Source organism: Pseudomonas sp. P4_C1, from assembly GCF_056402155.1.
Genome location: NZ_JBFUHY010000004.1, coordinates 1 through 20,549, shown reverse-complemented (window position 1 = coordinate 20,549; position 20,549 = coordinate 1). Strand labels below are relative to the sequence as shown.

At 54.7% G+C, this 20,549-nt stretch carries 21 protein-coding genes, 1 tRNA gene and 4 pseudogenes; 13 read left to right on the top strand and 13 right to left on the bottom strand.

The window, feature by feature from the left end; all coding sequences use genetic code 11:
- Window positions 1-29: 29 nt before the first annotated feature.
- Window positions 30-806, bottom strand: a complete 777-nt coding sequence (gene cysE / locus AC1DU9_RS03625) for a serine O-acetyltransferase (RefSeq protein WP_007998676.1) — start codon at window positions 804-806, stop codon at window positions 30-32.
- Window positions 807-808: 2 nt separating this feature from the next.
- Window positions 809-1,579, bottom strand: coding sequence for a tRNA (cytosine(32)/uridine(32)-2'-O)-methyltransferase TrmJ (gene trmJ / locus AC1DU9_RS03620; RefSeq protein ID WP_477809748.1), 771 nt, complete (start codon window positions 1,577-1,579; stop codon window positions 809-811).
- Window positions 1,580-1,884: 305 nt separating this feature from the next.
- Between trmJ and suhB the strand changes: the two genes are divergently transcribed.
- Complete coding sequence (gene suhB, locus AC1DU9_RS03615) at window positions 1,885-2,703, top strand: type III secretion system regulator SuhB (protein WP_007982736.1); 819 nt, start codon at window positions 1,885-1,887, stop codon at window positions 2,701-2,703.
- 250 nt (window positions 2,704-2,953) lie between these two features.
- Here suhB and AC1DU9_RS03610 read toward each other — a convergent pair whose 3' ends face one another.
- From AC1DU9_RS03610 to queA, 6 genes are all read right to left on the bottom strand, one after another.
- Window positions 2,954-3,502 carry a glycine zipper 2TM domain-containing protein gene (locus tag AC1DU9_RS03610; protein WP_223460234.1) on the bottom strand — a complete coding sequence of 183 codons (549 nt, stop codon included), beginning with the start codon at window positions 3,500-3,502 and terminating at the stop codon, window positions 2,954-2,956.
- Window positions 3,503-3,623: 121 nt separating this feature from the next.
- Window positions 3,624-4,538 (bottom strand): protein translocase subunit SecF, encoded by a 915-nt coding sequence (gene secF / locus AC1DU9_RS03605; protein ID WP_108216509.1) that lies wholly within the window; start codon window positions 4,536-4,538, stop codon window positions 3,624-3,626.
- A gap of 9 nt (window positions 4,539-4,547) precedes the next feature.
- On the bottom strand, window positions 4,548-6,416 hold the full coding sequence (gene secD / locus AC1DU9_RS03600) for a protein translocase subunit SecD (protein WP_108216508.1): 1,869 nt from the start codon (window positions 6,414-6,416) through the stop codon (window positions 4,548-4,550).
- Window positions 6,417-6,480: 64 nt separating this feature from the next.
- The gene (gene yajC, locus AC1DU9_RS03595) at window positions 6,481-6,816 is read right to left on the bottom strand and encodes a preprotein translocase subunit YajC (protein ID WP_007982729.1); all 336 of its coding nucleotides are present in this window, start codon (window positions 6,814-6,816) and stop codon (window positions 6,481-6,483) included.
- 43 nt (window positions 6,817-6,859) lie between these two features.
- Complete coding sequence (gene tgt / locus AC1DU9_RS03590) at window positions 6,860-7,975, bottom strand: tRNA guanosine(34) transglycosylase Tgt (protein ID WP_477809864.1); 1,116 nt, start codon at window positions 7,973-7,975, stop codon at window positions 6,860-6,862.
- Window positions 7,976-7,989: 14 nt separating this feature from the next.
- The gene (gene queA / locus AC1DU9_RS03585) at window positions 7,990-9,054 is read right to left on the bottom strand and encodes a tRNA preQ1(34) S-adenosylmethionine ribosyltransferase-isomerase QueA (RefSeq protein ID WP_477809747.1); all 1,065 of its coding nucleotides are present in this window, start codon (window positions 9,052-9,054) and stop codon (window positions 7,990-7,992) included.
- Between the two features lie 108 nt (window positions 9,055-9,162).
- Between queA and AC1DU9_RS03580 the strand changes: the two genes are divergently transcribed.
- From AC1DU9_RS03580 to AC1DU9_RS03560, 5 genes are all read left to right on the top strand, one after another.
- Window positions 9,163-9,247: transfer RNA gene (locus AC1DU9_RS03580), tRNA-Leu, on the top strand.
- 181 nt (window positions 9,248-9,428) lie between these two features.
- A complete protein-coding gene (locus AC1DU9_RS03575; RefSeq protein ID WP_477809746.1) occupies window positions 9,429-10,469 on the top strand; it encodes a hypothetical protein in 1,041 nt (346 codons plus the stop codon).
- A gap of 1,215 nt (window positions 10,470-11,684) precedes the next feature.
- Window positions 11,685-11,936 carry a hypothetical protein gene (locus AC1DU9_RS03570; RefSeq protein WP_477809745.1) on the top strand — a complete coding sequence of 84 codons (252 nt, stop codon included), beginning with the start codon at window positions 11,685-11,687 and terminating at the stop codon, window positions 11,934-11,936.
- A 35-nt stretch (window positions 11,937-11,971) separates the two neighbouring features.
- Window positions 11,972-12,223, top strand: a complete 252-nt coding sequence (locus AC1DU9_RS03565; protein ID WP_477809744.1) for a hypothetical protein — start codon at window positions 11,972-11,974, stop codon at window positions 12,221-12,223.
- Between the two features lie 120 nt (window positions 12,224-12,343).
- Window positions 12,344-13,696: a DUF6161 domain-containing protein gene (locus AC1DU9_RS03560; RefSeq protein ID WP_477809743.1), complete on the top strand. Its 1,353-nt coding sequence runs from the start codon at window positions 12,344-12,346 to the stop codon at window positions 13,694-13,696.
- Between the two features lie 71 nt (window positions 13,697-13,767).
- Here the strand turns inward: AC1DU9_RS03560 and AC1DU9_RS03555 are convergent, their stop codons facing one another.
- The 3 genes and pseudogenes from AC1DU9_RS03555 to AC1DU9_RS03545 all read right to left on the bottom strand — a co-directional run.
- A complete protein-coding gene (locus AC1DU9_RS03555; protein WP_477809742.1) occupies window positions 13,768-14,289 on the bottom strand; it encodes a hypothetical protein in 522 nt (173 codons plus the stop codon).
- Between the two features lie 83 nt (window positions 14,290-14,372).
- Window positions 14,373-14,492, bottom strand: a pseudogene (locus AC1DU9_RS03550) (amidase family protein); the annotation flags it as partial.
- A pseudogene (locus tag AC1DU9_RS03545) lies at window positions 14,453-14,740 on the bottom strand (terminase large subunit domain-containing protein); the annotation flags it as partial. The pseudogenes AC1DU9_RS03550 and AC1DU9_RS03545, both read right to left, overlap by 40 nt.
- 163 nt (window positions 14,741-14,903) lie before the next feature.
- Here AC1DU9_RS03545 and AC1DU9_RS03540 point away from each other — a divergent pair.
- Together AC1DU9_RS03540 and AC1DU9_RS03535 are read left to right on the top strand one after the other, a co-directional pair.
- Window positions 14,904-15,017 (top strand): annotated as a pseudogene (locus AC1DU9_RS03540) (capsid scaffolding protein); the annotation flags it as partial.
- Window positions 15,018-15,109: 92 nt separating this feature from the next.
- A complete protein-coding gene (locus tag AC1DU9_RS03535) occupies window positions 15,110-15,439 on the top strand; it encodes a hypothetical protein (RefSeq protein ID WP_477809741.1) in 330 nt (109 codons plus the stop codon).
- A 168-nt stretch (window positions 15,440-15,607) separates the two neighbouring features.
- Here the strand turns inward: AC1DU9_RS03535 and AC1DU9_RS03530 are convergent, their stop codons facing one another.
- Complete coding sequence (locus tag AC1DU9_RS03530; protein WP_477809740.1) at window positions 15,608-15,844, bottom strand: hypothetical protein; 237 nt, start codon at window positions 15,842-15,844, stop codon at window positions 15,608-15,610.
- Window positions 15,845-15,869: 25 nt separating this feature from the next.
- On the bottom strand, window positions 15,870-17,438 hold the full coding sequence (locus AC1DU9_RS03525; RefSeq protein WP_477809739.1) for an anti-phage dCTP deaminase: 1,569 nt from the start codon (window positions 17,436-17,438) through the stop codon (window positions 15,870-15,872).
- A gap of 602 nt (window positions 17,439-18,040) precedes the next feature.
- Between AC1DU9_RS03525 and AC1DU9_RS03520 the strand changes: the two genes are divergently transcribed.
- From AC1DU9_RS03520 to AC1DU9_RS03500, 5 genes and pseudogenes are all read left to right on the top strand, one after another.
- Window positions 18,041-18,352, top strand: a complete 312-nt coding sequence (locus tag AC1DU9_RS03520; protein ID WP_477809738.1) for a DUF3077 domain-containing protein — start codon at window positions 18,041-18,043, stop codon at window positions 18,350-18,352.
- Window positions 18,353-18,523: 171 nt separating this feature from the next.
- On the top strand, window positions 18,524-19,660 hold the full coding sequence (locus AC1DU9_RS03515; protein ID WP_477809737.1) for an ImmA/IrrE family metallo-endopeptidase: 1,137 nt from the start codon (window positions 18,524-18,526) through the stop codon (window positions 19,658-19,660).
- The gene (locus AC1DU9_RS03510; RefSeq protein WP_223460214.1) at window positions 19,657-19,761 is read left to right on the top strand and encodes a DUF4411 family protein; all 105 of its coding nucleotides are present in this window, start codon (window positions 19,657-19,659) and stop codon (window positions 19,759-19,761) included. Before AC1DU9_RS03515 ends, AC1DU9_RS03510 begins: the two co-directional genes overlap by 4 nt.
- A gap of 214 nt (window positions 19,762-19,975) precedes the next feature.
- Window positions 19,976-20,287 carry a DUF3077 domain-containing protein gene (locus AC1DU9_RS03505; RefSeq protein WP_223460212.1) on the top strand — a complete coding sequence of 104 codons (312 nt, stop codon included), beginning with the start codon at window positions 19,976-19,978 and terminating at the stop codon, window positions 20,285-20,287.
- A gap of 124 nt (window positions 20,288-20,411) precedes the next feature.
- A pseudogene (locus tag AC1DU9_RS03500) lies at window positions 20,412-20,549 on the top strand (IS4 family transposase); the annotation flags it as partial.

Here is a 20,549-nt window from a genome sequence, read left to right as displayed (position 1 = left end):
GAGCCTGCTCGCGACAAGGTCAACTCGGTTTAACTGGCCTGACTCTGATCCTTGTCCTTCACACAGGCGAAATCTTCTTCGCGCAGCTCAGGCAGATCTTTCGCACAGTAATTGCTGCCCAGATCTTTCAACGCCCCGCACATGCCCTCCAGACGACCATCAACCGCCTGCAGGTGATCGAGCAACTGGTTAATGGCGCGAGCCACCGGGTCAGGCATATCTTCAGTCACGCCGTAGGCATCAAAACCGATCTTCTCGGCCATGGCCTTGCGCTTGGCGTCCTGCTCTTCGTCGGGTTTGACGATGATCCGCCCCGGAATCCCCACCACAGTGGCGCCCGGTGGCACCTCTTTGGTCACCACGGCGTTGGAGCCGACCTTCGCACCCGCACCAACAGTGAACGGGCCAAGCACCTTGGCGCCGGCACCGACAACGACACCATCACCCAGCGTCGGGTGGCGCTTGCCCTTGTTCCAGCTGGTACCACCGAGGGTCACACCCTGATAAATAGTCACGTCATCGCCAATTTCGGCGGTTTCACCGATGACGATGCCCATGCCATGGTCAATGAAGAAGCGACGCCCCACCTTGGCGCCCGGATGAATCTCGATCCCGGTCAACCAGCGACCGAAGTTCGACACCAGCCGCGCCAGCCATTTCAGGTCCGCGCGCCACAGCATCGCCGACAAACGGTGAATCCAGATGGCATGCATGCCGGGGTAGCAGGTCAGGACTTCAAAAGCGTTACGCGCCGCCGGGTCTCGGTGGAATACGCTCTGGATATCTTCACGCAAACGCTCGAACATCATTAATCCTTCCGGTTTAGTAGCTCACCACGGGCCGCTTTCTGGGTTTCCGTGAGGATGCCACGCAAAATATTCATTTCCGCCCGGCTGACCGAGCTGCGTCCGTACAACCGGCGCAGGCGCGCCATCAAGTGCCGTGGCTTTTCCGGGTCGAGGAACTCGATGGCCACCAGGGTCTGCTCCAGGTGCTCATAGAATCGCTCCAGCTCATCCATGGTCGCAAGCTCAGCGCTTTTCACCGAGGCCACTTCTTCCTTCTCGACCTTGCTCGGCTGACCTTGGGCGGCCAGCCAGGACATGCGCACTTCATAGCTCAACACCTGCACCGCCGCCCCAAGGTTCAGCGAGCTGAACTCAGGGTCTGATGGAATGTGCACGTGATAATGACATCGCTGCAGCTCTTCATTGGTCAGGCCGGAGTCTTCACGACCGAACACCAGGGCGATTTGGGCGCCCTGCCCGGCCTCCTCAACCACTTTCGCACCGCATTCGCGGGGATCGAGCAGCGGCCAGGGAATGCGCCGGTCGCGGGCACTGGTACCGAGCACCAGATTGCAGCCGACCAAGGCATCTTCCAAGGTGGCGACGACTTGCGCGTTTTCAAGGATGTCACCGGCACCGGAGGCACGGGCATCGGCCTCGTGATGCGGGAACAGACGAGGCTCGACCAGCACCAGCCGCGACAGCCCCATGTTCTTCATGGCACGCGCAGCCCCGCCGATATTGCCCGGATGGCTGGTATTGACCAGGACGACACGAATGTTTTGCAGCAAGGGAGGCGCTCTCGAACACGATAATCGGGAGCGGAATCTTACAGCGCTAGACAGTGTCCCGCCTCAAAAATAGCTGTTCAAATTTGGCGGCGTTCAATGTCGGCATGCTGCGTTGCCACTTCTCCCCATAGCAAGCTATGAGTCGGCGCGGCGCCTTGCCTGCCGACATTGACCACTCGCCAAATTTGAACGTATTTCCGAGGCCGGACACACCGTTAAGCCATGAAAGCGAACGTCGTCCTTCTCCTGTAGAAACTTTCTGATAGAATGCCCGGCTTTCTTTAACAACCTTAGGTGACACATCCATGCAGCCCATGCTGAATATCGCGCTGCGCGCCGCCCGCAGCGCCAGTGAATTGATCTTCCGCTCCATCGAGCGCCTGGATACCATCAAGGTCGACGAAAAAGACGCCAAGGATTACGTATCCGAGGTGGATCGCGCTGCCGAACAGAAAATCATCGATGCACTGCGCAAGGCCTACCCGAATCACTCGATCATGGGTGAAGAAACCGGCATGCACGCCGGCACCGGCATCGAAGGCGAAGAGTACCTGTGGATCATCGATCCGCTGGACGGCACCACCAACTTCCTGCGCGGCATTCCTCATTTCGCTGTCAGCATCGCCTGCAAATACCGTGGCCGCCTGGAACACGCCGTTGTTCTCGACCCGGTTCGCCAGGAAGAATTCACCGCCAGCCGTGGTCGCGGTGCTCAACTGAACGGTCGTCGCCTGCGCGTCAGCGGCCGCACCAGCCTGGACGGCGCCCTGCTGGGTACCGGCTTCCCGTTCCGTGACGACCAGATGGACAACCTCGACAACTACCTGGGCATGTTCCGCGCCCTGGTTGGCCAGACCGCCGGCATCCGCCGCGCAGGTTCCGCGAGCCTGGACCTGGCCTACGTGGCCGCCGGCCGTTTCGACGCCTTCTGGGAGTCGGGCCTGTCCGAGTGGGACATGGCTGCAGGCGCCCTGCTGATCCAGGAAGCCGGCGGTTTGGTGAGCGACTTCACCGGCGGTCACGACTTCCTTGAGAAAGGCCACGTCGTTGCCGGCAACACCAAATGCTTCAAGGCAGTGCTGACGGCGATCCAGCCGCACCTGCCGGCCTCGCTGAAGCGCTAAGCTTCCAGCGACAGAGAAAGCACCCTTCGGGGTGCTTTTTTTATGCCTGGAATTTGCCCTTCAAAACACCACAAACCCCTGTGGGAGCGAGCTTGCTCGCGATAGCGATGTATCAGTCACCTCATATGCTGAATGTGACACCGTCATCGCGAGCAAGCTCGCTCCCACAGAGGGTTAGCGGTGATGCATAAATCGCGCACACAAAAAAAGCACCCCGCAGGGTGCTTCTTTTTTATCCAACATCAGCAGATCACTGGGCCGCCTGATTCTCCGACAAGATCAGCTTGCCTTCCTTATCCACCGGAATCTGGTTGCCTGGATCACGATCCATGCGCACCTTGCCTTCCTTGCCGTCCAGCGAATACCGCACGTCGTAACCTACAACCTTGTCACTGATGTCGTTAACCGTGTTACAGCGGGTCTGGGTGGTGGTGTAGGTATCACGCTCTTGCATGCCTTCCTGCACCTTGTTGCCGGCATAACCACCACCGACAGCGCCCGCGACCGTGGCGATCTTCTTGCCGGTACCGCCACCAATCTGGTTACCCAGCAGACCACCTGCCAATGCACCGACCACCGTACCGGCGATCTGATGTTGATCTTTCACCGGCGCCTGCCGGGTGACCGTTACATCCTTGCATACTTCACGTGGAGTCTTGATTTGTGTCTTGACCGGCTCAACGGCGAGTACTTGTGCGTACTCTGGGCCGCTTTTAACCAGGCTGTAGGTGGCCACAGCACCCCCGGCAGTTACACCGACAGCACCCAGTACAGCACCAACCAGCATCGACTTGTTCACATGAACCTCCTGGACCATCACATGCGGAACGTGTCCGCGCTTCTCCCTGCCTTGGAGCACAAAAAAAGGCGCGAGTTCAACTCGCGCCTTTTTTGGACTACATCGCTTAAGGATTGCTCCCTCAAGGACGGTCGTCGACTTCCTTCTCGGTATTGGCCGGAGGAATCAGATCCTCGGTGCTCAGGTTCAGCCAGATCAGCACCACGTTCGCGATGTAGATCGACGAGTAAGTACCCGCCAGAACACCAATGAACAGGGCGATGGAGAAGCCGAACAGGTTGTCGCCACCGAAGAACAGCAGGGCCGCGATCGCCAGCAAGGTGGAGATCGAAGTCGCCATGGTCCGCAGCAGGGTTTGCGTGGTCGAGATGTTGATGTTCTCGATCAGGCTGGCCTTGCGCAGTACACGGAAGTTCTCGCGAACCCGGTCGAATACCACGATGGTGTCGTTGAGCGAGTAACCGATGATCGCCAGTACCGCTGCCAGCACCGTCAGGTCGAAGGTGATCTGGAAGAATGACAGGATACCGACAGTCACGATAACGTCGTGGATCAGGGACACGATCGCGCCGACCGCAAACTTCCACTGAAAGCGGAACGCCAGGTAGATCAGGATACCGCCCAGCGCCATCAGCATGCCGAGGCCGCCCTGGTCGCGCAGCTCTTCACCCACCTGCGGGCCGACGAACTCGACACGCTTGACCGTCGCCGGATTCTCGCCACCCACCTTCTGCAAGGCTTCGGCTACCTGGTGACCCAGTTGCGGGTCTTCGCCAGGCATGCGCACCAGCAAATCGGTGGTCGCACCGAAGTTCTGCACGATGGCTTCGTGATAACCCGCGGTCACCAGTTGCTCACGCACCTTGGTGACATCGGCCGGACGCTCGTAGGTCAGCTCGATGAGCGTACCGCCGGTGAAGTCCAGACCCCAGTTCATGCCCTTATGGAAGACACTGAATATTGCCAGTGCGGTAAGGAACAATGTGACGCCGAACGCAAAGTTGCGAACGCCCATGAAGTTGATTGTACGTAACATGGCAGCCCCTTAAATCCACAACTTCTTGAAGTCACGACCGCCGAAGATCAGGTTGACCATCGCGCGGGTCACCATGATGGCCGTGAACATCGAGGTAAAGATCCCGAGGGACATGGTCACTGCGAAGCCCTTGACCGGGCCGGTGCCCATCGCAAAGAGGATGCCGCCGACCAGCAAGGTGGTCAGGTTGGCGTCGAGAATCGCGGTGAATGCCCGGCCGAAGCCTTCGTTGATTGCGCGCTGCACGGTCATGCCGGCGGCGATCTCTTCACGGATCCGCGAGAAGATCAGTACGTTGGCGTCGACCGCCATACCCATGGTCAACACGATACCGGCGATACCCGGCAGGGTCAGCGTTGCACCCAGCAGCGACATCAGGGCCAGCAGCATCACCATGTTCACCGCCAGAGCGACGGTGGCGATCAGGCCGAAGAAGCGGTAGATGGCCATGATGAACAGCGAGACGAACAGCATGCCCCACAGCGATGCATCGATACCCTTGGTGATGTTGTCGGCACCCAGGCTTGGGCCGATGGTGCGTTCTTCAGCGAAGTACATCGGTGCAGCCAGACCACCGGCACGCAGCAGCAGCGCCAGTTCGGACGATTCGCCCTGGCCGTTCAGGCCGGTAATGCGGAACTGCGCACCCAGCGGCGACTGGATGGTCGCCAGGCTGATGATCTTCTTCTCTTCCTTGAAGGTCTGAACCGGCACGTCTTTCTCGACGCCGTTGACCATCTGCTTGGTGTAAGTGGTGATCGGACGCTGCTCGATGAAGATCACCGCCATGCTGCGACCCACGTTCGAACGGGTCGCACGGTTCATCAACTCGCCGCCGTGACCGTCCAGACGAATGTTCACTTCCGGCGTGCCGTGCTCGCCGAAGCCAGCCTTGGCGTCAGTCACCTGGTCACCGGTGATGATCAGGCCACGCTCGATCAGCGCAGGAGGACGCTTGCCCTCACGGAACTCGAATTCCTCGGAAGTGGCTTTCGAAGCACCCGGCTCGGCAGCCAGACGGAACTCCAGGTTGGCCGTCTTGCCGAGGATACGCTTGGCTTCGGCGGTGTCCTGCACGCCTGGCAGCTCAACCACAATGCGGTTGGCGCCCTGGCGCTGAACGATCGGTTCGGCAACACCCAGCTCGTTGACGCGGTTACGTACCGTGGTCAAGTTCTGCTTGATGGAGTATTCACGGATTTCCGCCAGCTTGGCCGGGGTCATCGCCAGACGCAGCACCGGTTGACCATTGAGGTCGGCCGGAACAATGTCGAAATCGTTGAAGTTCTTGCGGATGATCGAACGAGCCTGTTCGCGGCTGTCTTCATCAGCGAAGCCCAGCTGGATGGCACCGCCCAGTTGCGGCAGGCTGCGATAGCGCAGCTTCTCTTTACGCAGCAGGCTCTTGACGTCGCCTTCGTAGACTTTCAGGCGTGCGTCGAGGGCTTTTTCCATGTCCACTTCCAGCAGGAAGTGCACACCACCGGACAAGTCCAGACCCAGCTTCATCGGGTGCGCAGCGAGGTTGCGCAGCCATTGCGGGGTGGTTTGTGCCAGGTTCAGCGCGACGACGTAGTCATCACCCAATGCCTTGCGTACGACGTCCTTGGCCGGCAGCTGGTCTTCAGCCTTGGTCAGGCGAATCAGCCCGCCCTTGCCGCCGGCAGCCAGGGTGGCAGCCTTGACGTTGATCCCGGATTCCTTGAGCGCAGCGCTCACACGGTCCAGATCAGCCTGATTGACCTGCAGCGCCGTGCTGGCACCGCTGACCTGAATGGCCGGGTCATCAGGATAAAGATTGGGAGCGGAATAAATCAGACCGACCGCCAGCACCGCCAGGATCAGAATGTATTTCCACAGAGGATATTTGTTCAGCATCACGCCGCCCGTTTATGACGCGGGGCGCCTTGCGCGCCCCGTCGATTGAAGATGAAGTTGAAACTTAGATCGCTTTGAGCGTGCCTTTTGGCAGCGTGGCGGCAATGGCGCCTTTCTGGAACTTCATTTCGACAGTGTCGGAAACTTCCAGAACGACGAAATCGTCGGCCACTTTAGTGATCTTGCCGGCGATGCCGCCGGTGGTCACAACTTCGTCGCCTTTCTGCAGGCTGCTCAGCAGGTTCTTCTGCTCTTTGGCGCGCTTGGCCTGTGGACGCCAGATCATCAGGTAGAAGATGACCAGGAAACCGACCAGGAAAATCCACTCGAAACCGCCACCCATTGGGCCCGCAGCAGGTGCAGCGGCGTCAGCCATGGCATTAGAGATAAAAAAGCTCATTTAGCACTCCAGTTGCAAATGTTGAATCTTGGGGTCAGAAAACTCAGTCCAAAGGCGGCACGGGAAGCCCGCGTTTGGCGTAGAAGGCATCGACAAAGGCGGCCAATGTACCCTGTTGAATAGCCTCGCGCAAACCAGCCATAAGCACTTGATAATGGCGCAAGTTATGGATGGTATTGAGCATGCTTCCCAGCATTTCGCCGCACTTGTCCAGGTGATGCAGATAAGCGCGGGAGAAGTTCTGGCAGGTATAGCAATCGCAGGTCGGATCGAGCGGCGAATCATCATGGCGATGGAACGCGTTACGGATCTTCAGCACGCCGGTATCAATGAACAGATGCCCGTTGCGGGCATTACGGGTTGGCATCACGCAATCGAACATGTCCACACCGCGGCGCACACCCTCAACCAAGTCTTCCGGTTTGCCAACGCCCATAAGGTAACGAGGTTTGTCAGCCGGCATCATGCCCGGCAGGTAATCCAGCACCTTGATCATTTCATGCTTCGGCTCGCCCACCGACAGGCCGCCGATGGCCAGGCCGTCGAAGCCGATGTTGTCCAGGCCTTCCAGGGAGCGCATGCGCAGGTCCTGGTGCATGCCGCCCTGAACGATACCGAACAGCGCCGCCGTGTTGTCGCCATGGGCTTCTTTCGAACGCTTGGCCCAACGCAGGGACAACTCCATGGATACGCGGGCGACGTCTTCGTCAGCCGGGTACGGCGTGCATTCGTCGAAAATCATCACGATGTCGGAACCCAGGTCACGCTGGACCTGCATCGACTCTTCCGGGCCCATGAACACCTTGGCGCCGTCGACCGGGGAAGCGAAGGTCACGCCCTCCTCCTTGATCTTGCGCATGGCGCCCAGGCTGAATACCTGGAAACCGCCGGAGTCGGTCAGGATCGGGCCTTTCCACTGCATGAAATCGTGCAGGTCGCCGTGCTTCTTGATCACTTCGGTGCCTGGGCGCAGCCACAGGTGGAAAGTGTTGCCCAGAATGATTTCAGCGCCAGTCGCCTCGATATCCCGTGGCAGCATGCCCTTGACCGTGCCGTAGGTGCCCACCGGCATGAAAGCCGGGGTCTCGACGGTACCGCGCGGGAAGGTCAAACGACCGCGGCGAGCCTTGCCGTCGGTGGCAAGGAGCTCAAAGGACATGCGACTGGTACGACTCATTCTGTTTCCTCTGGGCCTGTTTGTTTAGGGGCAGTAGGTGCGGGATTACGGGTGATAAACATCGCATCACCGTAGCTGAAAAAGCGGTATTCGTTGTCGACGGCGGCTTTATAGGCGGCCATGGTCTCGGGATAACCGGCGAACGCCGAAACCAGCATCAACAGCGTGGATTCGGGCAAATGGAAGTTGGTGACCAGGGCATCGACCACATGGAACGGCCGGCCCGGGTAGATGAAAATGTCGGTGTCGCCACTGAACGGCTTGAGCACGCCATCGCGGGCGGCGCTTTCCAGGGAACGCACACTGGTGGTCCCCACCGCCACCACGCGACCACCGCGAGCGCGGCAGGCGGCAACGGCATCGACCACATCCTGGCCGACTTCCAGCCACTCGCTGTGCATGTGGTGGTCTTCGATCTTCTCCACGCGCACCGGCTGGAAAGTGCCAGCGCCGACGTGCAAGGTCACGAACGCGGTCTCGACGCCCTTGGCGGCAATCGCCTCCATCAACACCTGATCGAAATGCAGCCCCGCCGTCGGCGCCGCCACCGCGCCCAAACGCTCGGCGTAGACGGTCTGGTAACGCTCGCGGTCGGCGCCCTCATCCGGACGGTCTATATAAGGAGGCAACGGCATGTGCCCGACGCGGTCGAGCAGCGGCAACACCTCCTCGGCGAACTTAAGCTCGAACAACGCATCGTGCCGCGCCAGCATCTCGGCCTCGCCACCGCCGTCGATCAGGATCTTCGACCCAGGCTTGGGCGACTTGCTGGAACGCACATGGGCCAGCACGCGATGACTGTCGAGCACCCGCTCCACCAGGATTTCCAGCTTGCCGCCGGAAGCCTTCTGGCCAAACAGGCGCGCCGGAATCACCCGGGTATTGTTGAACACCATCAAATCGCCGGGGCGCAAATGCTCCAGCAAATCAGTGAATTGACGGTGTGCCAGGGCGCCGCTGACCCCATCCAGGGTCAACAGGCGACTATTGCGCCGCTCGGCCAGCGGATGGCGGGCGATCAGCGAATCAGGGAGCTCGAAGGTAAAGTCAGCAACGCGCATGATGGGGTGTCGTCTAGCAGGGCCGGGAAGTCTAGCGGAAATATCAAAAATTCTCCATGTACCTGATTGACCAGCGGTTATCTCATCTCTATACTTCGCCGCCATTGAGCCCTGATGGCGGAATTGGTAGACGCGGCGGATTCAAAATCCGTTTTCGAAAGGAGTGGGAGTTCGAGTCTCCCTCGGGGCACCAACACAATGAAGAAAGGTCTTGAATTTCAAGGCCTTTTTTTTTGCTTGGCGTAAAGGCGGCGTAACAGCTCTCTACTAACACCTGATGGTTAGATGTTGATAACGTAGATTGAACAGTCGGCTAAAGCCCGCGTTCAGGACTGACGCTGGAACAAAAAATAAAGCCGCATATGGAGCGATAAATGAGACGTCAAGCATTCCTGAAAGCTGTGGAAAACGTGGTAGCTGATCTCAGAGAAACGGAACTCGCGCCCATGATCAGCAAGTTCCTCGATGCGCTTCGCAAAGACAGTAACTCTGCGAGCAGTGTCTTCCACTTCCGTACATTCCTTGACTACTCCCTGCGCGCTCAGCGTTACTCCTCAGCCGAACAGCGGATCCTCGAAGTGATGGGACTCAAAGAGCTTCAGGACCCCGACTGGTGGCAAGCTCTAGCTCAGAGAGAACCTTCCTTATCTATGAGTGTTCTTCGAGCTATTCGCTTCACGGTTGAGTTTTTGCCTTACCTTGCAGCCATGCTGGAGCGTGACTACGTCGATCAGACAGCCGCTGCAAGCAAAGAGCTTATCGAGCAAGGCTTTGACACCTTGAGTATCGTATTGGTAGAAGACCACGGCCAACGATCCACTCCCGATAGGCTCATCCTTGCCTTGCAAGGGGTCTCCGAAATTTACCAAGCCATCGCCACTATCGAAGGCGAAAGTCATACCGATCTCTCGGTAGTGGCAATCGACTCTGGAAGTGATAAGTCTTTTGATTTCCTAGGCCTCGCTAAGGTCATGGTAATTTTCAAGGAAACACTGATCGCTATTTGGGATCGCCGAGTGTTTCATCGCAACGTTCACGTCTCCATGTGTGTTCAGAACATCGCGGAATCGCTTCCAATCATCGCGCAGATCCATCAGCTGAAAGAAAATGGAGCGCTTAGCCCTGAGCAAGCAGAACTTTTAAAACGGCAGATGATAAGTGGCGCAACAAAACTCCTCGAAGTGGGAGCCGTGAGCCCCGAGATGGAGTTGGAAGCTCCATCGTCGCCACGTGCATTGATGCGCCCCGAACCAAAGCTATTAGCCGCGCCCATCCACGAAGACCGAAAAGCGGACACCGCTCGATCTTTCAAAGATGATGACGAGGGAGAGGAAGACTCTGGCGAGCTTGATGAAGAGCAAATCAGAGAATTGGAACAGAAGCTTAAACTCGCAAAAAAAAGACGCCGGGCCTAATAACCAGGTCGGCTTAGCATAGCTCTCAGTCAGTATCGACTCCTGCCACTGCTCACGTGTCAGATTCCCATGCTGGTAATGAGGTGAGCACCCCTTTAGCTCTCCAAGAAGGCCCTGATAATCAGGGTCTTTTTTTTTGGTTGCTCAAAAAGAGCGTAACCGAGATTTTTCAAGCACCTAACCACCCTCCCCTGTTTTGCGTCGCGGACAGGTTCCTGCCGGGCTGCCGGATAACCAGGGTGGCCAGCGGGTGAGAGGCATGCTTAAGAGTCCCGATTTCTCAAGTCCGCAATGAGTGTCCGCGCATCAGTCACCCCCCCCCAATGCGAGGGGAAAAAGTTTTCCGGTCCTACCCTCAAAAACGTGTAAGAAGTGTAAGTGAGATTTCTATTTTCCCTTAAACCCTTACAAATCAATGGATTGGTGATTTTCAAAACTGTAAGTGAAGTGTCGGACAGCTGTTTTTTGCATACAGTTTTAGAGTGTAAGTGAGGATCATCTCAAGCAATTGATTTATAAGGTTTTTTCGACCAATACTCCACTTACAGTTTCCTACACTCCTACTGTAAGTGACGATCCCCAGCAAATACGGGGCCTCCAGCCGCTTTCTGACACCACTTACACGTCTGGAGGGGGTTACCAAGAAAAGGGTTTTCTGAAGTCTTGGCGCCATCCTGTGATTCCCACCGAATTCCGCCCGAGAGTGAAAGCCACTGAAACGCTGCAGTCTGCCCGTACCCCTTGTTGCACTTGGCTTGCAGGGAATTCAGCCTATTCCCGCACACAGCCAACCTCCGCCCCAAAAAGATCGTGTGCGTTTATGAAAATGCACCGAAACCCACGTTTTCAAAGTTTTCGCCCAATGAAACCGGGCACTCCAGCGCGCCCCCTTCCATGACCGCACTCTGCGCCACTGTGTAACCGCGCTTCACTTCCCTTCAAAACTTTGCACTTTGTGAAATGGCCGATCCCCTGCAGAGCCCCACGGCCTGCCTGGGCTGCAGGTTCGTTTGCACTACATCCGAATTTGCACAAAAAAAGGACACAAAGCCCGTCGGCGGGAGGGGGATAAGTGCTTTTTCCGATGTTTTTTTCTTGGCCAGGCGATTTTCGGCATCTGCTCGCGCTGATTTTCGTCGGGGTGCAGTAGCCAACTCGTCGATGCTCGATATACTGTTTATTCGTACAGTACTTTAGTTCGGTGAGGTGACGACAATGATCCAGGGCGGCTTCGAAACTCTACCGGCAAGAGAGACAGCGCTTGCTCAATGGCATGTGCTGCTGCGAGACGACATCGCCCTGCTTGCTGCACCTGGTGCACATCACAAGACACTTTTGAGCCAGGCCCATGCGTTGCACCGAGCACAGGTCATCGATCGTGACGATCTCAGTGATCTTCTGGAGCAGGCGGATGGTGCCTTGGCCTATGCAGTGGAAGCATTGCTCGGCGTGCGAAGCGACGAGTAGAGGACAGGTAGACATGCACATGTCTCGTAACCCCCATGCGGCGGCATGGCGTAGCCCTTACTCCACAGGAACGCAGACGCTATCCTGCAATCAGGGGGAATGTGATGGTGAACGCTGAGAACAGCAGCGAGCTCGGTCTTAGCGCCAATGTTGCCCGCGTCGAAGTGGGACTACCCAAAGACCCTGACCCTCTCCCCCGATTGCTTGACGCCACACCGGCGGGAATGGCAGTCACCGGGTTTGTGTTGAGCGGCATTGAATACATCGACGGTTGCGCTTATGCGTAATCCTGGTGGTGTCGGTTGGCTTAGACCAGGTACTGAACCAACCTTGAAAAAGACGATGCCAATCAATGAAATCATTCGGCTATCATCCTCGTACTGATAATCAAGGAACGAGAACAAAAAATGCCACCAGCCTGGATCTCCGCCCGAATAAACGACAAAGAAAGGAAGTTCAAGAACAGCGATACCGTTCGCGAATATATTGATGGTGAGCTTAACTATTGGAAGTGGCTACAAGAAGTCCAAGGTAACAATCGAGGCTACACTACAGAAATTTACAATATGCTTTTCTTTTCAAAATTAAGACCATTACTCGACCGATTTGACGCGAGCCACCCAAACTACAACGACTTCTCTATAGGTAGTGCAAGCGCTCCATATATAGAAAGCACAAGCAAAGAAGGCTTGTTGATCCAGAAGACCTACGACAGCTACGGCAGCATTACAGCCGCGTTCTTGCTTATATATATATCCGCAAACACCAGAACAACAATCCTCTCAAGCAACAACATCCGACCCTTTACCGACACATTAGGACTCTCATACGAAAAAGCCGTAGCAATTCAAATCGCAGTTTCAAACGAGGATACATCAGGACTAATTAAAAGCTCAAAATCCCAAGCTCTAGACAAGGCACTTGAAAAATTCACCGAAGATGCCGACCTGTCCATCAACAACATAAACGAACAACAAACTGAAATTGAAGAACACATTAAAGACGTGAAAGAAAGTATCAATCGCGACGCAACTGACATTCAAAGATCATTCAAGCGCAGAAATAAAGTTTATAGAAGTTACGCAAGTAAATTCAAAGACGAGGCACAGCAATCCCTTGAGGATGCAAAGCAACGTCTTGCATCCGCGAAAGCCGCCTACGATGACCAGATAGATCTAGACGCTTCAGTTCAATATTGGATTGACCGTAAAGACACTCATTCAAAATTCAAAGTGCTCTGGTTTTTTGCAATCATCATATGCATGGCCATGACGTTTACATCGCTGCTTACTTATTACAGTTATGGTGGCGCTGTCGGGCTTTCGAAATACATGCACACACAAGCCGAGTCCGCCCCAAATCAAACCGAAAAACAGAATTCCGAATCAAACACAAACACAGATCAAAAGACCACAGCCAAAATCATTCTTGGCCACACCGGCTCCGAACTTTCCCTAGCAATAGCCGAACTCGCTGGTGCCGCGTTACTTATTACGCTTTTTGGCGTCCTGATAAAAATAACGCTACGTCAATTTAACACTCATTCGCACATGGCCCTTGATGCTGCCGAACGGATCACTTTCACAAAGACTTATCTGGCATTGCTAAATGAAGGAAAGCTTAAAGCAGATGAAGATAGGCGTTTGATTTTGGAGAGTCTGTTTAGATCGTCCCAACCCGGGAGTTTAGTGGAAATCCCATTCTCCAGCCCTATCGAGCTAATACTAAAAACGCTAACTGACAAAAAGCCTTCACCCTGATAATTCAATAGAAGTGAAAAAAACAGCCCGCTCATAGCGGGCTATTTTTTTGTTTCACATCTGAAGGCTGATCAAACCGCAATACCTCGACGCGTAGCGTAGGCGCGTAAATCTGCCACGGTCTTCGTCAATTCGTCGGCCGTCAACAGAACGCTGTGATACTGAAACAGCGCAATGTCTACGGTGCCCTTCTGGCTGTTGGAGTAACCGCTGCCGATACGCATTGTGCGGCCGGCGAGTCGACGGGGCACCGCTTGTGCGAAGGTATTGGTCAGGTTCGCGGTGTGCGCCTTGGTGGTGACGCCGGCAGGACTTACCTGGACAGAATACAGGCCCCATTTGGTTGTAGGCGCTGGCGAAACGGATGCAGTCACGTTGACGTTGCTGGCATCGTCATTGCCGAAGCCACCGGTGCCCGACAGGCGATCAGTGAGCGGAATGTACATACAAACACCCGACAGCGCACCGCTGCCGTAGCTGCCGCAAACCAATGGTGTTTCGTCTGGAGTACCACCGATGCCCGCGCTTTTGGCGATCACGAGCATGGTCAGGCTTTCAGTCTCCAGGATGCCGGTCTGGATGTAATTGGTCATCCCTTTACAGGTCAGGAACGCATCGCTCGCAACCGGGACGCCTACAACACTGCCAGGCAACTTCCCCGCCGCGTAATTGCGTGCATGCCCGCCGGAATCCGCACCGAGCCGCCGGTATCGGTGCCCAACGCAGCGCTCGCCAACCCGCTGGCCACGGCCACTGCCGAGCCGCTGCTTGAGCCACCCGGAGCGCGATGCACGTTAGGCGGTCCAGCTCGTCCAGTTCGCCCTTGGTCAGCGTGGCCTGTTTTTCTAACAGCAGGGTGATCCGCCGGCTGACGGCCGTCAGCGGTTCCTCGTCCGAAAGCATGTCCTCCCAGCCGCCCTGCCGGATCCAGTAGTAGACGATCCGAATGTTGGGCAGCTTGAGTTGCGCCTGAATTTCCTTCGCTTTGCAGCGGCGCAGGAAAAGGCGTTTGGCGGCTTCTTTGACTTCGGTTGGGTAGTACATGGGCCGCAGTCTATGCGGCGAAAACGCTGGAAACGCGGAGTTAAAATCGTCCTACTTCGTAGAATGGCAATCGACGATGAACGCGGCATCAAAGCGTTTGTTTGGACGTCTGCAGCTCCATATCGTGGCGGCTCAAACCACCGATTGAGCGCAGTTAACGCCCATGCCCCGTTCCTTAGTTTCGTATTGGAAACGAGTCGCCACCAGCGGCCCGACCGTTGATGGTCGCGAAATCCTTCCCCAGGAACTGCGCGATATCGCCGAGACCTACCCCACCGACCTGTGTAGGAGCTGCCGAAGGCTGCGATCTTTTGATCTTGCTCTTCCATGCCGCCCACACCGGTTGAACATTTCACAAGGATTCCCCCCATGGTATTGCACCTGGAAACCGTCGCCCTCTTCTCCCTCAAGCTGGCTTATGAATCGGAAGATTCAAGCCCGATTTTGCGTGACGACCTGGTGATGGGGGATTACCAGCGGGATGTGTTTGAGTTGCTGGTGCGGCGGGGGGATCTTGAGGCGATTCAGTTGAAGGTGGATGAGTGTGTGGGGTTGGCGCTGGAGGCCATTGGGGGTGTGGATAAGCCATTGGGGCGGGAGTTGCGGAGGTTGGCGGGTGAACTCCGCAGTGCGCGGACGATGGAGCAGCTTGATACTCCACTCATCTCGCTTAGGGATTACTTGAAAGACATTTTGTGAGTGTTCTAAGTCAGTGGGCGCCGAGAGATAAAAATCCTGCACGGGCTGCCTCCCTGTCGCTAGCCGCACAAAAAATGGGCACCTGCAAAACTCTCTCAATCAACTAAAAAGTGAGCGCTGCCAGCACCCATTTAGATTTTTTGCAGGGATGCCATTGTTTCGAGCAGATCAAAAAAAACGATAGCGCTGGAGAATTCGCTGGATTAACTGAGCTTGAGCGCCAGATGAGCAACGATTTTGAGGGAAAGATAGGACCACACTCTTCGATTGGACGCTATCTACTACCGCTTTACTAGAGATTGTGTCAGTTTCGCTGCTACTAAATTTTACGGAGCTTGCGGCCTCGAAACAGAAGGATAGCTGCGCCATTTTCTCAGCTTCGCGTTTTTCTTCTAACAGATCCATACACAAGCTCCTTCGCTTCTGGCCTTTAAAGGCGGCGGGATTCTAGCCCCTTCACTACCAATCCTTCAAGGGTAGAGACCGCCTCCATTGAGATACGTGCCACTGGTTCCGCGTCCCTTAGGATCATGCGTCCATCCTTTTTCCGACCAGCGGGATTGGCGGAAAAAAACTTAAGGAATCGCGATGGCGCGACGCCATCAAAAGGAAGCACGCGTACCTTCGTGATATCACTCTCATTTTCAGTTATAGCATCTTGGTGCAGCCTGGTAGCAAGACTCTTACGATAAGGCTCAAGAAAAATCACTTCTTTAATCCCAGCTGCTACCAAATGCCGAGCGCACGAATGGCATGGGTATGTGGTGACGAATAATTTCCCATGTCTAATTTTCGCTCCGTCTGTCGCCCCTGCATTGAGCAATGCGTGCATTTCAGCATGCACCGCCCGTGAGAACTCAATTAAACTTTTAAGTTGAGTTTTCCCTCTAATAACTGAAAGAGCCGCCTCTTTTTTATCTGGCGATATTATTTCAGACTCAACCAACTTATCTACTATATAATTAGATATCGCTTTCTTCTCTTGATCATTTGAGCAAACACCACCCCCCATATTCCAGCATCGACGATCCTCATCCGAATTAAGTCCATCACCCTCAGTCTGATATAGCCCTCCGAATGCTTTAGGAACATCATTCCAGCCTGTCGATATTAACTCTCCTTCTTCACTTGTTATTGCCGCACCAACCTGTCTAGAAAGGCATGCTGAATTTCTTGCCGCTGAGAACGCTGCATACATTGCACGCTCGTTTACTGTTGGCGTCGCAATTACAGTTCCCAACATCAAATCTAAAAACCTCTTTACTCTACTAAGTCGGTGGGAATCGGTTGTTTTCTCAACACGAAGGAAAAAGTCTGACTGAGGAAATGTATCTTCAACTCGCTGTCCATGATCTATTTCTTCGCCCGAGTCACGATCAATCAACTCATGAATTTTCTCGTTTTTTAAGGCGCCCTCAAGCCGTGCTATCCGCATCTCTATGGGTGAATAGACACCAACAACATATAACATCTCCCCATAGATCGACCGCAAGAGACGCAGTTCATCAACATGCTTTACTGAGTCGATAATGTGACACCATTTTAGAGTAACATTAGGCACCAAACCATCGTCACTTTCGTCATTAAACAAGTCAGGATGCTCAGCTTTTTTAGCTGCCGCCGCTTTCACTTGCTCAGCGGCTCTTGCGATACTTATTTTCCTAACCGCCAGCTTCGCTAAGACTTCATTACCATGATCTCTGCGCAGATCATTCCCAGCCTCAATCAGATCTTTGATTGAACTATCAGGAGCTAATCCAGTTTTATTTCTGATCTCCTCACTAAGCCTGATTATTTCGACATATTCATAGCCGTAATCTGTACTCAGTAATAAATCTTTAAAACTTTGCGCGACTTCGTGCAGCGGCGTCCCTAACGGACCACATAGCGCAATGACCACTTGTGGCGTTAATGTCCTTTCAATAGCAAGCACATCATCAAAACCACTACCAGTATTGGTTGCTCCGACGACACGAAGCCCTGTTTCGACAGCGGCCATGAGACACGTCCTTTTGTAATTGTGCTGACTGGATAATGGCATGACACCATCGATCCGGATAGCCCTTCAAGCGCCGCCACTCTGTCACTTACCTATCATTTGATAGTTCTCTAGAAAATCAGGTAACTCCAATTAGGTAGGCCCTAGGCAACAGACTCGACCCCTCGCCCTTGCGGGGATATTCCAAGGGGACGAAAAGGGAGAGGGCTGGCTTGAGCTGAAGCTTCCGAAGGTTGCATGAGTCGGACCCGCACGATACCCTCCCACCGTCGCTGCCAATTCAGCGACCGGGTGTGAGAGCCCGAAACAATCAAGGCGCAAAGCGCCCCAAAACCTATCGCGGCGTTTTTTTTCGTCTGCGATATGGCTTTATGGCGGCTGTGCGTGGGAGACCTTCGGGTCTACCGGTTGCCTTGATTGCCGGTTTCTCACCCCGCGCACGGCTGTCACCCAAGCCCGTGAGAAGGCTCGTGGCAGCTCCTCAAATCAAGGATGTTGACCATGACCAAGATAAATCCGTTTGAAATTTGGCTTTACCCTCTACGCAATTCCCAATCGCGTAACGCCCTCCCCCATTGCCTCTCCATCCTCGGAGGTGGCCAATGACTGAACAACCCGAACTCAAAACCATTGGCCTGACGCCGGCCATCTACTGTGCGGACCAAGCACTGTTCCATGTCACGCGTGATGTTCCCCTCGGGGATGCGTTGGCGATGGCTTCTGATCTTCTGTTTTTGGCCAAGGCGCTGAGCAAGGATGCGGCTTATGCCAGGGATACGGACTATCACGCCTGGGCTGCGCATTATTTGACGGCGATGGGGAAGGCGGTGGTGGATGATGTGGTGAAGGTGCTGATGCGGGATCGTACTTCTGCAACGACACCTAAGCAGCCGACGGTGAAATCCGAAGGATAGCGCCTGAGATCCGATGAGCCCCGAGTTATTCGGGGCTTACAAATATGCAGCGCTCGGTGACCAAAAACACGTGACGGCCCCCCTCCCTTGTAGTCAGATACGGCTATCGTTTGAACTGGCTGTGTAGAGGCATATTGCTGGAATGGTTATGGCACCAAAACGGAATCACACATGGAAGCGCTGATTAATCCGGACGTTCTGCGATGGGCGCGTGAGCGAGCATCCCTGAGCACGAGCGCCCTGGCCAAAAGTCTTGGTACGCAGGAAGACAATGTGCTGGCCTGGGAGCAAGGCAAGAAAAAGCCCTCCTTCAACCAAGCCATGAATTACGCCTGGCAGACGTACATCCCGTTTGGGTACCTTTACCTGTCTCAGCCACCAGTGGAAAGCCTTCCGCTGCCGGATCTCAGAACAATCAATGGAAAACGTGACCACGGATACAGTCTCGCCCTCATGGATACCATCAGGTGGGCCATGGAAAGACAAGAATGGTATCGCGACTACCTGATCAGCCAAGGCGTCACTGAAAATAGAACTGTCGGAAGGTTTTCGGTAAGCGACAGCGTGGCAGTGATCGTTGCAGACATCCGAGCGACCTTGGGCATCCCCAGCAAACCAAACCGCGGCGATTTTGATGACTACTTCAAGGACCTGATAAGCAAAATTGAAATAGTGGGCATCCTTGTAATGCGCAATAGTATTGTCAACAACAATACGAGCAGGCCATTGTTTGTAGAAGAGTTCCGAGGCTTTGCAATCAGCGACAAGTTAGCGCCAGTCATTTTTATCAATACAGCCGATTGCCCTGAGGCAAGACTGTTCACTTTAGCTCATGAGCTGTCTCATATTTGGATAGGTCGTTCTGGCGTGTCTGACGGTGACCCTGCCAATCATAGATCTGAAGAAATATTGTGTAATGCGGTAGCGGCAGAGCTATTAACGCCCGAGCGCGAATTCCTCGCCTCTTGGGAGGCTGACATTGAATGGCAAGAAAACATTCCCTCCTTAACAAAATTCTTCCATGTTAGTGGCTGGGTGATAGCCAGGCGCGCCCTGACTTTCAATCTCATAACACCATCCGAATATGGTGCATTTATTGCCAGAAAGATCGCTGAGCACAAAGCTCGCAGCAAGAATGACACGCCGGCATACAACAGACTGCAGACAGGGCGAGTCAGCAAAACGCTTGCTACAGCAGTGGCAAGTGAAGCATTAAGTGGAAGAATGCTTTATCGAGATGCAGCGCGTCTGATTGGCGTGAAGCCGCACAAGCTATCTGACTATTCTAAAAAGAAACTTGGATTTTGAGTTATTTGCTAGACGCGAATTCCTACATACAGGCGAAAAATACTCATTACCGGATGGGTTTTTATCCTGGTTTCTGGGATTGGTTAGACAACGCTTATTGAGAAGCTGGGGCAGTCAACTTCCATGCTCCAGAAACAAGAAGGCCCGAACGTAATGCCGGACTGAGCCAGCACCAGAGGATCGGGCGCGATTGACATCAATGCTGCCGCAGCCAAATGACCAAGTCAATGTGTACGAAATTTGGCTTTTCCTTTCACACAAGTCCCAATCGCGTAACCCCCTCCCCCATTGCCTCTCCATCCTCGGAGGTGGCCAATGACCGAACAACCTGAACTCAAAACCATCGGCCTGACACCGGCCATCTACTGCGCGGATCAAGCGCTGTTCCATGTCACTCGCGGCGTTCCTCTCGGCGATGCATTATCCATGGCCTCCGATTTCCTGTTCCTGGCCAAAACCCTCACTGAAGATGCCGCCTATGCCAGAGACACTGACCGCCACGCCTGGGCTGCGCATTATCTGACCTCGCTGAGTAAGGCATTGGTGGATGATGCGGTGAAGGTGCTGACGCGGGACCGGACGGTTGTGACGACACAGAAACGGGCCGAGGCGAAGGCTGTGGATTAGTCGCTGTAAGACTCAGCCCTTTCAAGGTCTTCGTTTAGAATCCCCTAAAACTCCAGTCAGGGTGACGAAAACGATGTGGGCAGAAGTTCTAGCGCGGTTTGAAAAAAAGACACCGGCCAGTGTCATGACGAAATTGATACTGGAGCAGGCTGTTCCTGCCGAATGGGTTGATCAGGTGTTTGAAGAACACCGTCAACGCCAGTACCCGCGTGAGCTGTTGTTTTCGACCATCGTTGAGCTGATGTCCCTTGTTTCATTGGGT

Coding starts and splice junctions, on each gene's coding strand:
- queA (WP_477809747.1), bottom strand. CDS start 9,054: ATGCGCGTTGCTGACTTTACCTTCGAGCTCCCTGATTCGCTGATCGCC.
- AC1DU9_RS03530 (WP_477809740.1), bottom strand. CDS start 15,844: ATGGATCTGTTAGAAGAAAAACGCGAAGCTGAGAAAATGGCGCAGCTA.
- cysE (WP_007998676.1), bottom strand. CDS start 806: ATGTTCGAGCGTTTGCGTGAAGATATCCAGAGCGTATTCCACCGAGAC.
- AC1DU9_RS03565 (WP_477809744.1), top strand. CDS start 11,972: ATGCGGCGGCATGGCGTAGCCCTTACTCCACAGGAACGCAGACGCTAT.
- AC1DU9_RS03575 (WP_477809746.1), top strand. CDS start 9,429: ATGAGACGTCAAGCATTCCTGAAAGCTGTGGAAAACGTGGTAGCTGAT.
- AC1DU9_RS03560 (WP_477809743.1), top strand. CDS start 12,344: ATGCCACCAGCCTGGATCTCCGCCCGAATAAACGACAAAGAAAGGAAG.
- AC1DU9_RS03505 (WP_223460212.1), top strand. CDS start 19,976: ATGACCGAACAACCTGAACTCAAAACCATCGGCCTGACACCGGCCATC.
- secF (WP_108216509.1), bottom strand. CDS start 4,538: ATGTTACGTACAATCAACTTCATGGGCGTTCGCAACTTTGCGTTCGGC.
- AC1DU9_RS03570 (WP_477809745.1), top strand. CDS start 11,685: ATGATCCAGGGCGGCTTCGAAACTCTACCGGCAAGAGAGACAGCGCTT.
- AC1DU9_RS03535 (WP_477809741.1), top strand. CDS start 15,110: ATGGTATTGCACCTGGAAACCGTCGCCCTCTTCTCCCTCAAGCTGGCT.
- yajC (WP_007982729.1), bottom strand. CDS start 6,816: ATGAGCTTTTTTATCTCTAATGCCATGGCTGACGCCGCTGCACCTGCT.
- AC1DU9_RS03555 (WP_477809742.1), bottom strand. CDS start 14,289: ATGACCAATTACATCCAGACCGGCATCCTGGAGACTGAAAGCCTGACC.
- AC1DU9_RS03520 (WP_477809738.1), top strand. CDS start 18,041: ATGACTGAACAACCCGAACTCAAAACCATTGGCCTGACGCCGGCCATC.
- tgt (WP_477809864.1), bottom strand. CDS start 7,975: ATGTCCTTTGAGCTCCTTGCCACCGACGGCAAGGCTCGCCGCGGTCGT.
- secD (WP_108216508.1), bottom strand. CDS start 6,416: ATGCTGAACAAATATCCTCTGTGGAAATACATTCTGATCCTGGCGGTG.
- suhB (WP_007982736.1), top strand. CDS start 1,885: ATGCAGCCCATGCTGAATATCGCGCTGCGCGCCGCCCGCAGCGCCAGT.
- AC1DU9_RS03525 (WP_477809739.1), bottom strand. CDS start 17,438: ATGGCCGCTGTCGAAACAGGGCTTCGTGTCGTCGGAGCAACCAATACT.
- AC1DU9_RS03515 (WP_477809737.1), top strand. CDS start 18,524: ATGGAAGCGCTGATTAATCCGGACGTTCTGCGATGGGCGCGTGAGCGA.